The sequence below is a fragment of the Variovorax sp. 350MFTsu5.1 genome, assembly GCF_048302515.1.
GTDB lineage: Bacteria > Pseudomonadota > Gammaproteobacteria > Burkholderiales > Burkholderiaceae_C > Variovorax > Variovorax guangxiensis.
Genome location: NZ_CP157620.1, coordinates 2,795,453 through 2,812,511, shown reverse-complemented (window position 1 = coordinate 2,812,511; position 17,059 = coordinate 2,795,453). Strand labels below are relative to the sequence as shown.

15 protein-coding genes are annotated in these 17,059 nt (G+C 69.9%); 11 read left to right on the top strand and 4 right to left on the bottom strand.

The features are described from left to right. The first annotated feature begins 11 nt into the window (after positions 1–11). A complete protein-coding gene (locus tag ABL843_RS12635; protein WP_418120096.1) occupies positions 12–368 on the top strand; it encodes a DUF2845 domain-containing protein in 357 nt (118 codons plus the stop codon). 20 nt (positions 369–388) lie between these two features. Further along, on the top strand, positions 389–898 hold the full coding sequence (locus tag ABL843_RS12630; RefSeq protein WP_418120095.1) for a GNAT family N-acetyltransferase: 510 nt from the start codon (positions 389–391) through the stop codon (positions 896–898). On the opposite strand, the gene ABL843_RS12625 is transcribed toward ABL843_RS12630, so the two are convergent. Together ABL843_RS12625 and ABL843_RS12620 are read right to left on the bottom strand one after the other, a co-directional pair. Continuing rightward, positions 899–1,408: a cupin domain-containing protein gene (locus tag ABL843_RS12625; RefSeq protein ID WP_369662456.1), complete on the bottom strand. Its 510-nt coding sequence runs from the start codon at positions 1,406–1,408 to the stop codon at positions 899–901. A 17-nt stretch (positions 1,409–1,425) separates the two neighbouring features. Continuing rightward, positions 1,426–2,163, bottom strand: coding sequence for an NAD-dependent epimerase/dehydratase family protein (locus tag ABL843_RS12620; RefSeq protein WP_418120094.1), 738 nt, complete (start codon positions 2,161–2,163; stop codon positions 1,426–1,428). 91 nt (positions 2,164–2,254) lie between these two features. Between ABL843_RS12620 and ABL843_RS12615 the strand changes: the two genes are divergently transcribed. Then, positions 2,255–3,691, top strand: a complete 1,437-nt coding sequence (locus ABL843_RS12615) for a PLP-dependent aminotransferase family protein (protein ID WP_418120093.1) — start codon at positions 2,255–2,257, stop codon at positions 3,689–3,691. Positions 3,692–3,701: 10 nt separating this feature from the next. Here the strand turns inward: ABL843_RS12615 and ABL843_RS12610 are convergent, their stop codons facing one another. Continuing rightward, positions 3,702–4,793, bottom strand: coding sequence for an ATP-dependent DNA ligase (locus ABL843_RS12610; RefSeq protein WP_418120092.1), 1,092 nt, complete (start codon positions 4,791–4,793; stop codon positions 3,702–3,704). 148 nt (positions 4,794–4,941) lie between these two features. Here ABL843_RS12610 and ABL843_RS12605 point away from each other — a divergent pair, with 148 nt between their 5' ends. The 8 genes from ABL843_RS12605 to ABL843_RS12570 all read left to right on the top strand — a co-directional run bounded on the left by ABL843_RS12605 (position 4,942) and on the right by ABL843_RS12570 (position 16,432). Continuing rightward, a complete protein-coding gene (locus tag ABL843_RS12605; protein ID WP_418120091.1) occupies positions 4,942–8,136 on the top strand; it encodes a hypothetical protein in 3,195 nt (1,064 codons plus the stop codon). After that, positions 8,133–9,839, top strand: a complete 1,707-nt coding sequence (locus ABL843_RS12600) for an SWIM zinc finger family protein (protein ID WP_418120090.1) — start codon at positions 8,133–8,135, stop codon at positions 9,837–9,839. The genes ABL843_RS12605 and ABL843_RS12600 overlap by 4 nt, the downstream gene beginning before the upstream one ends. A gap of 278 nt (positions 9,840–10,117) precedes the next feature. After that, entirely contained in the window at positions 10,118–12,049 is a 1,932-nt protein-coding gene (locus ABL843_RS12595; RefSeq protein WP_418120089.1) for a reverse transcriptase family protein, read from the top strand. A gap of 4 nt (positions 12,050–12,053) precedes the next feature. After that, positions 12,054–12,617, top strand: coding sequence for a GNAT family N-acetyltransferase (locus ABL843_RS12590; protein WP_418120088.1), 564 nt, complete (start codon positions 12,054–12,056; stop codon positions 12,615–12,617). Positions 12,618–12,935: 318 nt separating this feature from the next. After that, on the top strand, positions 12,936–14,018 hold the full coding sequence (locus ABL843_RS12585; protein WP_418120087.1) for a GNAT family N-acetyltransferase: 1,083 nt from the start codon (positions 12,936–12,938) through the stop codon (positions 14,016–14,018). Further along, positions 14,015–14,872 carry a PA4780 family RIO1-like protein kinase gene (locus ABL843_RS12580; protein ID WP_418120086.1) on the top strand — a complete coding sequence of 286 codons (858 nt, stop codon included), beginning with the start codon at positions 14,015–14,017 and terminating at the stop codon, positions 14,870–14,872. Before ABL843_RS12585 ends, ABL843_RS12580 begins: the two co-directional genes overlap by 4 nt. 26 nt (positions 14,873–14,898) lie before the next feature. Continuing rightward, entirely contained in the window at positions 14,899–15,831 is a 933-nt protein-coding gene (locus ABL843_RS12575) for an ABC transporter substrate-binding protein (protein ID WP_418120085.1), read from the top strand. A gap of 94 nt (positions 15,832–15,925) precedes the next feature. Continuing rightward, complete coding sequence (locus ABL843_RS12570) at positions 15,926–16,432, top strand: SET domain-containing protein (protein ID WP_418120462.1); 507 nt, start codon at positions 15,926–15,928, stop codon at positions 16,430–16,432. Here the strand turns inward: ABL843_RS12570 and ABL843_RS12565 are convergent. Beyond that, complete coding sequence (locus ABL843_RS12565; RefSeq protein WP_369658535.1) at positions 16,429–16,887, bottom strand: vWA domain-containing protein; 459 nt, start codon at positions 16,885–16,887, stop codon at positions 16,429–16,431. The genes ABL843_RS12570 and ABL843_RS12565 overlap by 4 nt on opposite strands. Between the last annotated feature and the right edge of the window lie 172 nt (positions 16,888–17,059).

Sequence of the window (17,059 nt, the reverse complement as noted above, 5' to 3'; positions counted from 1 at the left end):
CCATTCGCACCATGCGCACATTCGCCGCAAGCGCCCTCTTCTGTCTTGCCGCCCTCATGCATGCCGGCGGCGCATCGGCCCAGTCGCTGAGCTGCGGCGGCACGCTTTCCGGCGTGGGCGATTCCAAGTTCTCGGTGGTGCAGAAATGCGGCGAGCCGATGTCGAAGGAGTTCGTCTGCGTGCCCCGGCCGCAGGTGGCGTGGGTGCTCTCGCCCTACCCGGGCGGCCCGGCGCAGCAGGTGGTGACGCAGCAGTGCGTGCCGATGGAAGACTGGGTGTACCACCGGGGCCAGGGCAACTTCCTCGGCATCGTCCGGTTCTACAACGGCGCTGTCGAATCGGTGCGCGATGGCGAGAAGATGCGGTAGCCAGCACCCGCATGACCACGATGAACATCACGATCAGGAACGAAGCGGCAACGGACGCGCCGGCCATCGAGGTAGTGACGGCCGCGGCATTTCTCGATGCCGGGCATTCGAGCCGCACCGAACAATTCATCGTCAACGCGTTGCGCGGTGCCGGCCAGCTTTCCGTCTCGCTCGTTGCCGAGAATGCCGGCGGGCAAGTCGTCGGCCATGTCGCCATATCGCCGGTGCGCATCTCGGACGACTCGCCCGGCTGGTACGGGCTCGGGCCGGTTTCGGTTGCGCCCGAACATCAAGGGCAAGGCATCGGCACGCAGCTCGTGAACAAGGCGCTGGCTGCATTGCGCGATTTGGGCGCGGCCGGCTGCGTGGTACTGGGCGAGCCGGCCTATTACGGCCGCTTCGGCTTCGCGGCAACGCCCGCGCTGGTCTACCCCGGCGTACCGCCGCAGTATTTCCAGGCGCTGCTCCTGAACGGCACGATGCCATCGGGCACAGTCGCGTATCACGCGGCCTTCGAAGCGACCGCCTGATCAGGGCGGCAGCACCAGCGGGCCGCAGTTCTCCTCGGTCACGAACACCGACACCAGCCTGGCGTGCTTCACCGGATCGGGGTTCTCCGCGAACAGGTGCAGCGTGCCGGGCGGCTCGAAGAAGGTTTCTCCCGGCCTGTAGTCGCCCGCCGGTCCGCCAGCGAGCTGCGAACGCACCGTGCCTTCGAGAATGATCGCGGTCACCGAGCCTGGGTGCCGGTGCGCCGGTGAATAGGCCATGGGCGGAAAGTCGACGATGGCGGTGGTCACCGACTTGCCGGGCACATGGGGCAGCGCCTCGCAGGAGATCACCTTCACCGAGGTGCGCGGCCGCGCGGCGGCGGCGGAGCCTTCGGGCGCGGGCGCCGACGAGAACATCGGGCGGCTCACGGTGCTGCAGATGTCGTCGATGAGCCGCGCCGTCGACTGCCTGCTCGCATGCGGCAGCAAGGCCCAGCCCGCCGCCACGAACGCCAGCGCGGCAAAGCCGATGCCCGCGCGGCGCCGCATCAACAGCGGCAGCGCATTCACGGCGTGGCTCCCGACCGCGCCTCGGCCCGCCAGCCCAGCGCCTGCTTCGCCTTCTCGCTGCTGACTTCGTTGCCGTCCTCCGCGATGTTGAAGATGCCGCCCATGGAGCGCTGCAGCGCCAGCAAGGCGGCTCGCGCGGCGGCTTCCACATGCAGCGGGCTCGGGCCCTTGGATGTCTCGGTCGAAGTGTTCGGCCCGTACAGCTGGCCGTAGCGCAGCACCGTGGCGGTCATGCCATGTGCGCCCATCACGCTCTGCTCCAGGGCGGCCACGCCGCCCACGCTGACGCGGCGCGCGCCTTCGGCCCCGATGTCCAGCGGCTGCGCTTCGGTGAAGGGCTTCGGCCCCGGCGCGTAGGCCCAGGCGATGCTCTGCGCCACCAGCCGCTTCGCGCCCGCCGCCTGCGCCGCGGCCACGAGGTTGCGCGTGCCCTCGGTGCGCACTCGCGCATTGAGCACGGCGGCATCGGCCATGCGTGCCGGGTCCAGGTCCTTGGGCAGGTCGGTGAGCTGGTGGATCACGCCCCAGGGCGCGATGCGCACCAGCGCCTCGCGCAGGGCCGCCGCGTCGAACACGTCGACGACGACCGGGTGCACGCCCATCGCCTCCAATGCGCCCACCCGGTCCGCGCGCCGGGTGCTGCCGTGAACGGTGTAGCCCGCCTCGATCAGCATCGGCACCAGCGCGACGCCCACCGCGCCGGTCGCTCCCGCCAGAAATACCTTCTCGCTCATTGCATTCTTCCTTCCAGGCTGTCCATGAGGACGAGCTTAGGTCTACGATGCCCCATCCAAAAGAGCCAAGAATCGCCAAAACGACCAGGCCATGATGACCCAGCCCCAAGCACCGAAGGACGTACCGGGAATCGACCGGGCCAGGAAGACGCCGCTGTTCCGGCAGATCTACGAGCGCTACCGCAGCGCCATCGAGCAAGGCACGCTGCGCCCCGGCGACCGCGTCGCCTCGGCGCGCAGCCTCGCGGCCGAGCTCGGCGTGGCGCGCGGCACCATCGAGGCCGCCTATAACCAGCTGACCGGCGAAGGCTATTTCTCTTCTCGCGGACAGGCAGGCACGGTGGTGTCGCCATCGCTGCCGCAGCATCGGCCGGCAAGGCGGGAGCCGCCCCGCGGCATCGACAAGCCGGCGCCCGATGCGCTCAAGCACCCGGGCGAGCCACCGCTCATGCAGCTGGGCATCCCGGCGCTCGATGCGTTTCCGCGCAAGCTGTGGTCGCGCCTCGCCGCCCGCCGCGCGCGGGCCGTGAACGCGGCCGACATGTTCTACGGCGACCCCGGCGGCTACCCGCCGCTGCGCGAAGCCATCGCGGCCTACCTGCAGGTGTCGCGCGGCGTCTCGTGCCATGCCTCGCAGGTGCTGGTGACGGGCGGCTACCGCGCCTCGCTCGCGCTCGTCGCGCGCACGCTGCTGAAGAAGGACGAGCGCGTGTGGATCGAGGACCCCGGCTTCCCGCCGACGCAGGAGGTGTTGCGCGCCGCCGGCCATCGCACGGTGCCGGTGCCCGTGGACGAAGACGGCCTCGTCGTCGCGCGCGGCCTGCGCAAGGCGCCCGAAGCCCGGATGGCTGTCGTGACGCCTTCACACCAGGCACCGCTGGGCGTGTCGATGACGCTCGCGCGGCGGCTCCAGCTGCTGGAATGGGCTTCGAAGGCGAACGCCTGGATCGTCGAGGACGACTACGACAGCGAGTACCGCTACGCCGGCGCACCGCTGCCCGCGCTCAAGAGCCTGGATGGCCACGACCGCGTGCTGTACGCCGGCAGCTTCTCGAAGGTGCTCTTCCCCGGGCTGGCGCTGGGCTACCTCGTCGTTCCCGAATCGCTGTGCCCGCGCTTCGAGGAAGCGGCGCGCACATGGTCGAACGGCAGCCCGCAGAGCACGCAGGCAGTGGTGGCCGACTTCATGCGCGAGGGCCACTTCCCGCGCCACCTGAAGAAGATGCGCCTGCTCTACGCGCGCCGCCGCGCGATGCTCGTTGCCGCGCTGCAGAAGGCTTTTGGCGATGCAGTGCACCTCGACCTGCGCAGCGGCGGCATGCACCTCATCGCGCGCTTCGACGGCCGCGAGGAAGACGACGTCGCGCTGGCCCGCCGCGCGCAGCAGGCGGGGCTCAACTGCCAGCCGCTGTCGGCACGCGGCGTCTCGGGGCCCGGCGCGCAGGGGCTGCTGATGGGCTTCACCAACATCGCGACCGCCGCCGAGGCCAACCGGCTCGCTGCCAGGCTGCGCGCGGCGCTGGGCTGAATGGCCGGCGTCAGGCGTCGTCGTCGCCGGCCGCCGCGCTTCGGTCCTTGATGCGCGTGACCTGCGACAACACAGCGTCTTCCGCCGTCATGTCCGGCCGCTGCCCCTTGTAGACCGGCTGCTCGAACTTGCCACCGGCATAGCGGTAGAGATAGCGCACCTCCACCAGCGCGCCCACGGCCGGCAGCGCCTCGTTGGGTGGCACCGTCACGTTGCCCAGATCGACCATCTCGCCGCCATCGTCGCGCAGTCCCACGGCCACCGAGCGCTGGGCGTTCACACGGATCACTTCGCAGGTCGCGCTCTGGTTGAACTTGAACTTCAGGCTGCTGGTGCTGCGGCCCGCGGCGAAGGGTGCGTCGAGCGACTTGAGCACATAGCCTTCGCCGTGCGCGGCCAGCAGCTCGGCAGCACGGCGGCGCTTGCCCTCGGCCGTGAGCTCGAGTTCGAGCAGGCTGATCCACGGCATCGACGGCGCGACCGTGCGCAGATGGCCGAATCGCTCGATGAAGGGCGCGCCGCGCAGGTCCTCGCCGTGCAACTCCAGGAGGTCGAAGGCCATGAAGGCATCGCCCACGTGCTCGCCCGCGATCACGGTGCGCCCAGGCTGTGCTGCAGCCGCTGCGACCCATGCCTGCGGAATGTCGACGAACAGCCCGCGCCGGTTGGTGCCGCGCACAGTCTCGCCCTCGATCAGCAGGATGCGGTTTTCTCCATCGGCCTTTTCCTGCAGGCCCCAGCCGGGGTCGTCGAAGTAGCGCGCGGCCTGCTCCTCGATGATCAGCGTGGGCAGCTGCGGCAGCTCGCCGCTCACGCGGCCGGCGAGGTCGGTGGAGGTGTAGAGCGCGCCGGACTGGTCGGTCGTGTAGCCCTTGGAAGTCTTCTCCTTGACGACCTTGTCGTAGATCTTCAGCGCGGCCTCGTAGGCGACCGGACTGCTGGTCTTGGTGCCGGTGGAAAGCGTGCCGCCGCGCCGGCCGTTGCCGTAGTCGACCACCCATCCGTCGTCCTTGGGACGCAGGTGCACCTGGTAGACCTTGTCCGAGCCTGCGCCCGTGAAGTAGAGAAAGCTCGACTGCGGAGTCTGCGCGGTGTTCGACATCTGGAGAATCGCTGCGTGGTTGCCGGAGCGCGCATGCTACACAGGCAAGAGCGAAGTGATCGCCGTGAACTCCGCAAACGCCCGCTAAGATGCGCGGCGACACAAGAAAGCAGCACAAGCACCAACCGAAGGCAGGGGAGGCCTCCGCGTGAAGCGCATTCGCTCAGAGAAATTGATCCGCACGAAGCCCGGCGTGGCAGGCGCCGCCGGCTTCAGCACAGTGGAACTGTTCGCCCTGCCGGAAGCTCCCGGCCATGTGGTGCACGTGAGCACCAGCCGCGACGGGCTGCAATGGAAGGAAACGGTCTTCACCCCGTCGCCGCTGCCCTTCGAGGCAGCCAGCACAGCATTCGAGCATGCCGTTGCCGCGCAGATCGCGCAGGGCTATGTGCCCGAAGGCTCCGCCGCACCGGCTCCGGCGGCAACCCCGCCCACCGCTGCCGCCGTCGCGCACCCCGGCGACGCCGTGCTGCTGGCAGCCATCCGCCCCGACGCATGGCGGCTGCTGCCCCCGGTGCGCCGCACCCGAGTTGTGTGGCGCATCGGCGAACGCCGGCTCGCTGCCGCCGTGCCGCAGCTCATCGATCACATCGAGACCGGCGAGCCGATGCTCGACTACTGCATCGCCTGGGCCGTCGGCCGATGCGGCGACGCCGGCGCCTTCGAGGCGATGCGCGAGCTGTCGAAGCGCGGACGCACGCCGGTGGTCACGCGCGCCGCGCGATGGGCAGCGCTCGCACTCTGGCCCGAGGAGCAGCGCGCAGCCGAGGCGGCGCGCATCATTGACGACTGGCCCGCCCCGCTGCGACGCGCCTGGGCCGCGATGGGCGAAGTACCTGCCGCACAGGCCATGCCGCTGCTCCAGCAACACCTGGCCGACCCGGCGCTCTGGAACGGACTGAAGTACGCCGTCTGGGTCGAACAGCTCTTCGACCTGTCGCTGCTCGAAGGCCGCCGCGCCGACGGGCTCGCGCATGCCGCGCTGCTCCAGATCGCGCCGACGCTGCAGCTCGCGGCCGGCAGCTTCCGCGCATGGCGGCGCCTGTACAAGGGCGCGGAGTTCGCGGGCGACTATGACCTGCTCGGCGTGCTGCACCAGCGCCTCGAGACGCAGCGCGCGGCCTACCGCACCGGCGGGCGCTGGGCGCAGGTCAACGGCCGCTACGTGGAGATCGCCAAGGAAGTCGTGCGGCCCGACAGCCGTCTCGCCTACAGCCAGCGCACGCGCGACTACCTGCGCCGCCGCACCTGGCGCAACCTGCGCAGGCTTGCCCTGGCCGGCGCGGCCGATGAAACCGACTGGCTGCGGCTCGCCATGGGCGTGCTGCTCGCGGCCGACGACGCCGAAGCCGGCACCGCCGGCCAGCAGCGCGAGTCGCGCTGGACGCCCGAGCCGCGCAGCTGGCACACCGGCCCCTACAGCCGCTGGCTGGTGCTGATGCAGCTGCTGCATCGCCACGACCCCGAATGGGAAGCACAGCGCGGCGGCCTGCAGTGGCGCCGCGGCACGCCGCTGCCCGCGCAGCGCCTGAACCGCACCGAAGCCTGGCCCGAACGCTGGGATCGCCATCCGCAGGCACTGCTGCAGCTGATGCAGCAGGGCCGCTGCGCTGCCGTGCACGCCTTCGCCGCGCGCGCGCTGCAGGACAACAAGCCCTTCTGCGAAGCGCTCGAAGCGCCCACCGTCTGGCGCCTGCTGGCCAGCACCTGGGAAGACACGGCGCGCTTCGCGCTCGGCATCGCGCGCCAGCGCATCGCGGCGGGCGATGCCCCCCTGCCCTGGCTGCCAGCGCTGCTGGGCTCCCCGCTGGCCGAGGCGCGCACGCTCGCGCTCGAATACATCGGGCAGGACCCGGGCCTCTACAGCCAGCACGTCGGCCTGCTGCTGATGCTGCTGACCTCGGCCGACGCCGAAGTGCGCCGCGCCTCGCGCCTGCTGCTGCAGGCCGCCGCGCCGAACCCTTCGACGCTCGATGTGCTCGCCTCCGAACTGCTCTCGTGGCTGTCGGCCTGCGATGCCGCGCAGCCGCAGCTCGACGCCATCTGCGAGAACGTGCAATGGGCGCTGCAGGGCCTGCTGCGCACGGCTGCCGCCAAGGCGCCGCTCGACAGGCTGCTGGCGCTCTTCGATCATGCGAGCCCCGACGTCGTGCGCACCGCCGCAGAGTGGCTGCTGCTGCATCCGGCCTCGGTGCAGGGCCTGCCGGTGAGCGTGCTCACGCGGCTGCTGCAGTCCGGCGACGAGCGGCTGCGCGGCGCCGGCGTGAGGCTCTTCACATCGCTGCCCGACGAGTCGCTGGTCACCCAGCCCGAACTCTTTGCCGCCTTCTGCAGCAGCCCGATGCCGGTCGTGCGTGCCGCCGTCGCACCGCGCCTTGCGCAGTTGCTGCCCGCGCACCCGGCCTTCGCCGCCGCGCTGATGCCGCTGCTGCGCGACGAGCTGTTCCGCGCCGAAGCCGCCGAGGGCGTGTTCGATTCGCTGCTGCAATGGCTGTGCGGCCCGCTGGCCGAGCACACGCGCCGCGGCGAGCCCGCCGTGACGCTGCGCCTGCTCGAAGCGCGCAGCAAGGGCGCGCAGCGCCTGGGCGCATGGCTGCTGCCGCAACAGGATGCATCGAGCTTCAGCGTGCTGCAGACCGCGAGCTTCGGCCTTGTCGACACCGCTGCCGCGCGCCAGTGGGCCACCGAACAACTGGCCGCCAGGCCGGAACGCACCCTCGCCGAACTCGGCGACGCGCTGCGCATCTTCGACAGCCGCTGGGACGACGCGCGCGACTGGGCGCGCCAGTGGTTCGGCGCCCAGGGCGAATCCAGCCTGTGGACGCCTGCGCTGCTCGTGCGCCTGTGCGACCACAAGGACGCCGGCGCCCAGCGCCTGGGCCGCGAGTTGCTCACCACGCATTTCGACGTGACCGACGTCACCACCTACATGCTGCAGCTGAGCCAGCATCCCTCGCCGGGCATGCAGCTCTTCGTGACCAACTGGCTGGCCTCGGCCGCGAGCCGCAATGCCGACGTGCTCGCGCGGCTGGAGCCCTACTTCCTCAGCGTGCTCTCGCAGGCCAACCGGGGCCGGCTGGCCAAGGCGCGCGTCATGGAGTTCCTGGCCGCGCAGGCGATGCACTCGGAAGACATCGCGCGCATCGTCGCCCGCGTGTTCGCACGGCAGGCCGTGACAGGCGCGATCACCGAGCGCGCGCAATACGTGGCCGGGCTGCGCAGCATCCAGGCCGCCTTCCCCGGGCTGGACAACCCCTTGCAGACCGCGCCGGTGCGCAGCATCGCGCCGCGCCGCGCGCCTCCGCCCTCTTCCTCCGCCCTGACCGGAGGGCCCGCGGCATGAGATTCCAGTACCGCTACTTCGGCCATTCAGGCGCACAGCACACGGCCAACAGCACCGCGCTGCAGTTCGCGCCCGATACGCTGCGCGCGCCGGTGCACTTCGTCGCCGACATCAACCGCCACCTGCCGTTCCGCGAAGGCATGTCGGCGCTGCACGACGTGGTGGTGGGCGACCTGCGCTTCAAGCCGCGCGACAAGAGCGCGTACCTCGAATGGCTGGCCGGGCAAGAGGGCCAGTTGCTCGCGCAGTTCATGGCGCGCAGCGACGAGCTTAAGGCGCAGATGGAGCCCATCAGCAAGGAGCTGGCCGAGCTGCGCAAGCGCAAGCAGTCGGTGCTGCAGCCCTTCATGAGCGCGCAGAAGCGCTACTTCGACCACCTCTACAAGGTCAACCGCGAGGCGTGGTTCGTGCTCGACCCGGTCATCACGGTGCACCCCGACCGCGTGTTCTTCGAATGCTTCAGCCAGGACGAGTCGAGCTACGGCACGTTCTCGTGCAGCCACGACATCTTCGACCGGGTGAGCGACCATGCGTACGGCACCACCAACGTCGACTATTCGGAGTCGCTGTACGACGAGTTCCAGAAGATCCGCGACTACAAGACGACGCGGCTGGCCATCGACCCCGGCGGCTTCCAGGTTCAGAGCGACAACGATCCGGCCTTCCACGAGCCAAAGATCGACGTGCCCGACAGCTGGGTGCGCGGCTTCCTGCAGGTGAACAGCGCGATGCTGCTGCCCGCGCACCGGCTGCAGCTGCACCCGATGGACATCCACAACATCTGCCTGGTGCTGCGCCGCCGCAAGGAGCGCGTGGGCCCGCGTTCGCTGCGCTTCGTGCTTCGGCCGGGGCAGCCGGTGCGCATCGTGTTCGAGCCCTGGGGCCACGAGCTGGTGTGCCCGCGCTCCACGCACAGCGCCACTTCCGACATCGACATCCGCGTGTGGGGCCGGCGACGCCTGCTGCAGCTCGAACGGCTGGTGCCGGTGGCGCAGGGCTTCACCGTGCACCTGCTGGGCACGGGCATGCCCAGCTTCTGGGTCGCGCAGATGCCCGACATGGAATTCACCCTCGGCCTCTCGGGCTGGACCGCCAACGACTGGTCGCGCAACGGCCACTTCGAACTGCTGCAGCCGCGCCAGACGGTCGACCAGGACAGCCTGCTGCGCGTGTTCGCGGCGCTGGGCGAACGCTGGCGCGCCACCACCGCCGAGCTGGCGGCGGCCACGGGTCTTTCGACGCTCACGGTCGATGCCGCGCTCGGCGGCTACGTGCAGGCAGGGCGCGTGGTGTACGACATCGCGCACGGCGTGTGGCGGCTGCGCGAGCTCAGCCGCGAGCCGCTGCCCATGGACAAGCTGCGCTACGCCAGCCCCGAGGAGGAAGCCGCGGCCGAACTGGTGCGCGCGCGCCGCATCGCGGGCGTGAAGACGCAGGCGCGCGCCGACGGCGGCGTTTCCATCAGCGGCAAGTGCAAGGGCGCGTCCGGGCAGCGCGAGTACTTCATGAGCCTGCAGCTCGACGCCGACCAGCGCGTCGCCTCGGGCGAATGCCAGTGCAGCCACTTCGTGCGCCACCGCATGACCAAGGGGCCGTGCGAGCACATGCTCGCGCTGCGCCTGTCGGCCGCGCCTTCGATCACCGCGAACACGACGACAACAACAACGACAGACCAGGAAAGGACCACCGCCCACATCGGCTGATACACTGCTTTTGCGAACGGAGCGGGAAGGCTCTTGCAATCCGGTCGGCGTATCGCCGCCCTCGCATACAGCACTTCCCAAGCGTCACTGGACGTCTCTTCACTGTGCCGGATGGCCATGGTGACGCGACAACAGTGCGGCTTCCTCGAAGCTCATCGGCGTCACCATGGCCATCCGGCGTCGAGTGGAGCCCTCCAGTCCCGAGGCTCTTCGACGAGATTCCCGCTTCGTTCGCAACCTTTCTCTTCCAGCAGTGCATCGGCCGGTGGCGCAGCGCCATGACCATGCAGTCTCCCGCCTCCTCTTCTTCATCTTCCATTCCCGACTCCGCGCTCACCCGCGAGGAGCTGTACGAGCGCATCCGCAAGAGTTCCAAGCAGGAAGTCGTCCTCGAGGAAATGCAGCGCCTGGGCTTCTGGCCGCGCGACGCAGCGCAGCCGACGGTCGAGGAGCAGTTGATCCGCCGAGAGGGCGAGCTGCAGACGGCGCTCTCGAAGCTCGGCAGCGAACTGCGCGGCATCGAGGACCGCGACCGGGCCCTGAAGATCATGCGCAAGGAGCGCATGGCCCGCGCCCGCGAGCGCCGCGAGGAAACCCGCCAGCGCGCAGCACAGGGCCGCCACGCGCGCGCCGTTGCATGGCACGAGCGGCGCCAGCGCGAGCTGCTCTACGTGGGCGACGGCGTCTCCGGCGGCCTCAACGACGCGCACAGCGACAGCCAGGCGCTGGCCCGCAACGCCCTGCCCGCGCTGGACCACGCGAGCGATCTCGCGCGGGCCATGGGCATCGGCCTGGGCGAGCTGCGTTTTCTCGCATGGCATCGGGAGGTGTCGAGCGTGAGCCACTACCAGCGCTTCACCATGCTCAAGAAGAGCGGCGGCGAGCGCCACATCTCCGCGCCCATGCCGCGGCTGAAGCGCGCGCAGTACTGGGTGCTCGACAACATCCTCGCGAAGATGCCGGTGCACGAGGCCGCGCACGGCTTCATGCCGGGCCGCTCGATCCTCACCAACGCCGCACCGCACGTGGGCCGCGACGTGGTCATCAACCTCGACCTGAAGGACTTCTTCCCCTCCATCGGCATGCGCCGCGTGCGCGGCGTGTTCCGCCAGCTCGGCTACTCGTCGCAGGTGGCGAGCCTGCTGGCACTGGTGTGCACCGAGGCGCCGACCGACGAAGTGCAGCTCGACGGCAACCGCTATTTCGTCGCGCGCGGTGACCGCGTGCTGCCGCAGGGCGCGCCCACCAGCCCGATGATCACCAACCTGCTGTGCCGCCGACTCGACGCCCGTCTGTCGGCGAGTGCGGCGAAGCTGGGCTTTCGCTACACGCGCTACGCCGACGACCTGACGTTCTCGGCAGGCCCCGAGCACAGCCGCGACACCGCCAAGCTGCTGTGGCGCGCAAAGCAGATCGTGGCCAGCGAGGGCCTCACGCTGCACCCCGACAAGCAGCAGGTGATGCGAAAGCACCGCCAGCAGCATGTGACGGGCATCGTCGTCAACGACAAGCTCTCGGTCGACCGCGACACGCTGCGGCGCTTCCGCGCCGTGCTGCACCAGGCCGAGCGCAACGGCCCGCAGGGCCTGCAATGGAACGGCAACAACGACGTGATCGGCGCGCTGCGCGGCTATGCCAACTTCATCGCGATGACCGATGCGGCGCGTGGCGAGCCGTATCTGCAGCGCGTTCGCGCGCTGGCGGCGAAGCACGAAGGCGGTGCTGCACCGAAGACGCAGGCATCGGCGCGCAAGCTTGGTGCGGACGAGTTCCGCAAGCAGTCCGCTGCGGGCAAGGCGCCATGGCCGGCGTGGTGGCAGCCGGCGGAAGCGGCTGCACCGGTGCTGGAGAAAACCGCCGAGCAGATAGCGGAAGAGAAGAAGGCGCAGCGGGAAGCGGCACGCCCGCAACCGGTCGCGGCCAGCCCGGCGCCGGCGCGCGCGCCCGCCACGGCACAGCCCGCTGCCGCGCCGGCTGCAAAGCAAGCACCGGGCGCCCTCTCTCAGATCGGCTGGGTCGCCAGCATGATGCTGCAGGCCCTGTACGTCGTCAGCGTCTTCCTCTCGGGAACCAGTCCGCTGATCTGGCTGATGACGGGCGGCGTCGCCATCGGCAACTTCGTGCAGCGCAAGTCGGGCTGGCTGCGCTTCATCGTGGCGATCTTCATATCGTCGGCGCTGGCCTCCCTGGTCCACAGCATGAAGAACTGAAGGCATGTTCAGGGCCGACGCACCGATCACGCTGCGCCGGCTCTCGCGTGCCGACTTCGCGATGCTGTCGCGCTGGCTCAGTGAGCCGCATGTGGCGCGCTGGTGGAACCACGAGACATCGCAGCAAGCCATCGAGCACGACTTCGGCCCGTCGGTGGACGGAAGCGACACGGCCGAGATTTACATCGCCTCCACCGAAGGCCGCGACTTCGGCCTCGTGCAGCGCTACACCTTCGAGGACAACCCCGGCTACATCGACGAACTCTCGCCGCTGGTGGAGGTGCCGGGCCCGGCACTGAGCATCGACTACTTCGTCGGCGAGCCCGATGCGCTGCGACGCGGCCTGGGCGCGGCGATGATCCGCACGCTGGTCGATGCCACATGGCGCGACTACCCCGCTGCACCATGCATCGTGGTGCCGGTGTCGGCCGCCAACGCGGCCTCTTCTCGCGTGCTGGAGCGCGCCGGTTTCCATCGCGTGGCCGAGGGGCCGCTCACGCCCGACAACCCGATCGACGGAACCGCGCATTTCGTCTATCGAATCGATCGGCCCGGCACCACGCAATGATCCGGCGCGTGCGCCAGAACCACGCGGCACTTCACAGCGCGCGGCAAGCCCGCTACATTCACCGCTTCGACAACCACGCAGCAAAGGAGGTACGAGATGGAAAACGCCGTAATTCATGCCCCCCATATCGTGCGGTTTGTCGGGCCTCATCTGAACTGATCGTTCAACAGCAAGCGCCGACCGCCTAGCCGGTCAGCCGTCGCGGCCACCCTCACCGGCCGCAGCGCCCACCGAACCGCCCCGATTCAAACAAGACGCCGCCGCAGGCACGCCCGTGCCTGTGGTGCCCCGTTCATTTGTCGAATCAAGGCAGCAACCATGCTTGAAAACAGTGCCGCGAACGCGCGGCATACCGTGACAACGGTATTCGATCCCCAGCGCGCGAGCGAAGCCGACTGGGCCAATTTCCTGACCTACTGGCGAGTGCGCGCCACGGAAGACTTTCCCGGCGACCCCATCGCCCCCGATGCCGATACCCGGCACAACGTGCTGCGCTTCAATCCGCTGTACGAGTTCCACCGCGTGCTGGCCGTCGGAGCGCATGGCGAATTCATCGGCAGCCTGAGCGCGAGCTTCCGCCGCGAAGGCACGCCCGAGCACGAGGCCTTCGCGCCCTTCCTCGAAACCTGGGGCGGCGTGCTGCGCCCGCACCGGCGCCAGGGCGTGGCGAGCGCCCTGCTTCGCGCGCTGCTGGAGCTGATGGAAGCGCGCGGCAAGACCGTCGCGACCATCAAGACCCACCTGCCCGAGGGCCACGCATTCCTGCAGGCCGTCGGCGCCACGCAGAAGCACCGCAGCATCGAGAACCGCATGTATCTCGCGGATCTCGACTGGCGCGAGCTCGCACGCTGGCAGGCCGATGGCTTCGCACCCGCTCACGGCCTGCGCGCCGAAGTGCATGCGGGCCGTGTGCCGATGGAGCGCCTGGCGACGCTGATGGCGCCGCTCTCCGTGCTGCTGAGCGATGCGCCCACCACGCTGCTCGATCGCCCTCCGCTGCGCTACGAGCTGGAAGACTTCCCGCACTGGTACGCCGACATGGACCGGCGCGGCGGCGAACACTTCCTGGTGCTGCTGCTCGACGGCGACGAAGTGGTCGCGGTGTGCGAGGCCTCCTGGAACCGGCAATTCCCCGACCGCATGCACCAGCGGCTCACCGCCGTCGACAGGCGATGGCGCGGCAAGGGCCTGGCCAAGGGCGTGAAGGCCGCGATGCTGCAGCTCGTGCACGAGCGCCACCCCGAAGTGACGCTGGCCTACACCCACAACGCCGAAGTCAACGCGCCGATGCTTTCCATCAACCACCGGCTCGGCTACACGGAATACAGGCGCGACGGCTTCTACCAGTTGGGCACCGAAACATTGCGGGCCTATTTCCGCGCCCGGGAGGTGCGCTCATGAAGGTACCCGAACGGCTCCAGGCGCTGGTCGAAGAAGGCCTGATCAACTCCGTGGTGCGCCAGCTCATGAGCGGCAAGGAAGCCATGGTCTACGTCGTGCGCTGCGGCGAGGAAACGCGCTGCGCCAAGGTCTACAAGGAAGCCGACAGGCGCAGCTTCCGCCAGGCCGTGGACTACACCGAGAACCGGCGCGTGAAGAACAGCCGCGAGACGCGCGCCATGGCCAAGGGCACGCGCTTCGGCCGGCGCGTGACCGAGGCCATCTGGCAGAGTGCCGAAGTAGACGCGCTCTACAGGCTGGCCGCCGCCGGCGTTCGCGTGCCCGCGCCGCACAACTTCCTCGAAGGCGTGCTGCTGATGGACCTGGTGACCGACGCCCACGGCGACGCCGCCCCGCGCATCGGCGACGTGGCCTTCCCGCCCCGCGACGCGCTGCGCCACCACGCCAGCCTGCTGAGGGAGGTGGTGCGCATGCTGTGCGCCGGCATCGTGCATGGCGACCTCTCGGAGTTCAACGTGCTGCTGGCAGAAGACGGGCCCGTGATCATCGATCTGCCGCAGGCCGTCGACGCTGCGGGCAACAACCACGCGCAGCGCATGCTGCTGCGCGACGTGGCCAACCTGCGCGGTTTCTTCGGCCGCTTCGCTCCCGCGCTGCTGGAGACGAACTACGGCGAGGAGATCTGGCACCTCTACGAGCGCGGCCAGCTGCGCCCCGAGACGGAGCTGACCGGCCGCTTCGCGCAGGCGAGCGGCCCGGTCGACCTGCGCGGGCTGATGCGCGAGGTGCACGACGCGCGCGCCGAGGAAGAAGCGGCCCGTCGCTTTCGCATGCGCACGCCGCGACGACAATAGCCGGCGCGCCGACGATGCCCGTTCCGATGAACTCCTCCACCCTGCAGCCCTTCCCGTTCTCCCCCTCCATCGCCGCCCGGCAGGTCGCGAAGGCCGCCGCCTTCGTGGCCCTGGGCCTGGGCGCCGCGGCATCCCACGGCGCCGGCATCCGCCTGGAGGACGACCGGGGCACCACGGTCGAGCTGCAGGCGCCGGCCAAGCGCATCGTGTCGCTGATGCCCTCGCTGACCGAGACCGTCTGCGCGCTCGACGCCTGCGACCGGCTGGTGGGCATCGACCGCCATGCCAACTGGCCGGCCTCGGTGAAGGGGCTGCCGCAGGTGGGCGGCATCGACGACGCGAACGTCGAACGCATCCTCGCGCTCAAGCCCGAGCTGGTGCTGCTGCGCCCTCGCAGCCGCGCCGCCGAGCCGCTGGAGCGGCTGGGTCTGAAGGTGCTGGCGCTCGACGCCAAGACCCACGCCGACATGCGCCGGGTGATGGAAACCGTGGCCCGCGCCACCGGCCGCCCCGGCGCGGGCGAGGCCTACTGGCGCAAGCTCGACGCCGGGCTGGACGCAGCCAGGGCCCGCGTGCCGGCCGGCTGGCAGGGCCGGCGCGTGTATTTCGAGGTGCATGGCGGCATGGCCGCGGCCAGCGAGAGCTCCTTCATCGGCGAGACGCTGGCCCGCCTCGGCCTCGGCAATGCCGTGCCGGGCACGCTCGGCCCCTTCCCGAAGATGAGCCCCGAGTTCGTGGTGCGCGCCAACCCCGACGTGCTGATGGTCTCGGCCCTCGGCGAGATCTCCGCCATGGCCTCGCGGCCCGGCTGGTCGGCCATGTCGGCCATCCAGCGCGGGCGGGTGTGCAGCTTCGCCTCGGCGCGCTTCGACCTCATGATGCGCCCCGGCCCCCGTCTCGACGAGGCGGCCGACGCGATCGTGGGCTGCCTGGCATCTCTGGGCGAGCCCAGGCCCTGAGCAGATGACTGTCATCCGCCCGATCGAAACAGCGTCGACACTCCAGCGGCAAGACAACGCCAACAACAACGCGCCAGACGGCTCCTTCTCCCCCATGAAGCACCACAAGCGAACCTCGTCCACTCCCTTCGTCCGGGTCGGCCCCAGCGGCGTGCACGGCCTCGGCGCCTTCGCCACCCGCGACCTGCCGGCCGAAGCTTTTCTCGGCCTCTACGAAGGCCGCCGCTACACCAAGGCAGAGATCGCCACCAAGGTCTGGGACGACCAGCTCACCTACCTGTTCACCCTGTCGAACAACGAAACCATCGACGGAGCCAAGGGCGGCAACGCCACCCGCCACCTGAACCACTCCTGCGAGCCGAACTGCGAGGCAGTGGAGGAATACGACGAGGGCGGCGAACTGGTGCTGAAGTTCCAGACGCTGGTGGCGGTGGACGCGGGCGACGAGCTTTTCATCGACTACTCGCTCACCGCGGACGACGGCTCGCCACCATCGAAGTACCCCTGCCATTGCGGCTCGCCGAACTGCAGGGGGACGATGCTGGCGCCGCCAGACGAAACGCCGTCCGAAGCGGCATCGGCTGACGTGCAGCCCGCCTAGGCGCCATCCGCCGCCAGATAGCGCGCGTCCCAGTTTTCGGCCAGTTGCCTCGCGCGGTGCAGCGGCAAGCGCGCCGCCTCGAAGTCGACCACGCACACCACATCGGCCGACTCGGGCCGCTCGGGGCTTTCGCTGCTGCGGCCATCGGTCAGCAACCACAGCCAGTTCTGCCGGGTTCCGCTTTTGGCGAGCAGCTGATCGGCGCGCCGCACGCCCAATGCCAGCGGCGTGCCGCCGCCGGCCGCGATCGGCGCGATCCAGTCGTCGTTCCAGACGCTGGCACGGCGTGGCGGCAGGCGCAGCTCGACGATCTCGCCGGCGAAGCACAGCAGCGCGACATGGTCGCGGCGCTGGTAGGCCTCCTGCATCAGCGCCAGCAGCAGGCCCTTGGCGCGGGCCAGGTTGCCGTCGTTGCGCATCGAGGCCGAGCAGTCGAGCAGGAAGCAATGGAGCACGCCGCTGCGCGCTTCTTGTGGGCGATGGCGCAGATGTTCGGCGCGCAGCCGGTCAGCGCCGCGTGCCGCGAAAGTGCGTGGCCAGTCGAAAGCCGAGCCCTGCTTCGCGGGGCCATGCCATGCGTCCCTTTGCGGGCCCTGCCTCCGGTCGCCCTGGCGTGCGCCAGCGGGC

What these genes read in the sequence shown, in the direction of transcription:
- ABL843_RS12575 (WP_418120085.1), top strand. Translation starts at nt 14,899, where the DNA reads ATGAACTCCTCCACCCTGCAGCCCTTCCCGTTCTCCCCCTCCATCGCC.
- ABL843_RS12620 (WP_418120094.1), bottom strand. Translation starts at nt 2,163, where the DNA reads ATGAGCGAGAAGGTATTTCTGGCGGGAGCGACCGGCGCGGTGGGCGTC.
- ABL843_RS12630 (WP_418120095.1), top strand. Translation starts at nt 389, where the DNA reads ATGAACATCACGATCAGGAACGAAGCGGCAACGGACGCGCCGGCCATC.
- ABL843_RS12585 (WP_418120087.1), top strand. Translation starts at nt 12,936, where the DNA reads ATGCTTGAAAACAGTGCCGCGAACGCGCGGCATACCGTGACAACGGTA.
- ABL843_RS12625 (WP_369662456.1), bottom strand. Translation starts at nt 1,408, where the DNA reads ATGCGGCGCCGCGCGGGCATCGGCTTTGCCGCGCTGGCGTTCGTGGCG.
- ABL843_RS12570 (WP_418120462.1), top strand. Translation starts at nt 15,926, where the DNA reads ATGAAGCACCACAAGCGAACCTCGTCCACTCCCTTCGTCCGGGTCGGC.
- ABL843_RS12590 (WP_418120088.1), top strand. Translation starts at nt 12,054, where the DNA reads ATGTTCAGGGCCGACGCACCGATCACGCTGCGCCGGCTCTCGCGTGCC.
- ABL843_RS12615 (WP_418120093.1), top strand. Translation starts at nt 2,255, where the DNA reads ATGATGACCCAGCCCCAAGCACCGAAGGACGTACCGGGAATCGACCGG.
- ABL843_RS12610 (WP_418120092.1), bottom strand. Translation starts at nt 4,793, where the DNA reads ATGTCGAACACCGCGCAGACTCCGCAGTCGAGCTTTCTCTACTTCACG.
- ABL843_RS12595 (WP_418120089.1), top strand. Translation starts at nt 10,118, where the DNA reads ATGACCATGCAGTCTCCCGCCTCCTCTTCTTCATCTTCCATTCCCGAC.
- ABL843_RS12635 (WP_418120096.1), top strand. Translation starts at nt 12, where the DNA reads ATGCGCACATTCGCCGCAAGCGCCCTCTTCTGTCTTGCCGCCCTCATG.
- ABL843_RS12600 (WP_418120090.1), top strand. Translation starts at nt 8,133, where the DNA reads ATGAGATTCCAGTACCGCTACTTCGGCCATTCAGGCGCACAGCACACG.
- ABL843_RS12580 (WP_418120086.1), top strand. Translation starts at nt 14,015, where the DNA reads ATGAAGGTACCCGAACGGCTCCAGGCGCTGGTCGAAGAAGGCCTGATC.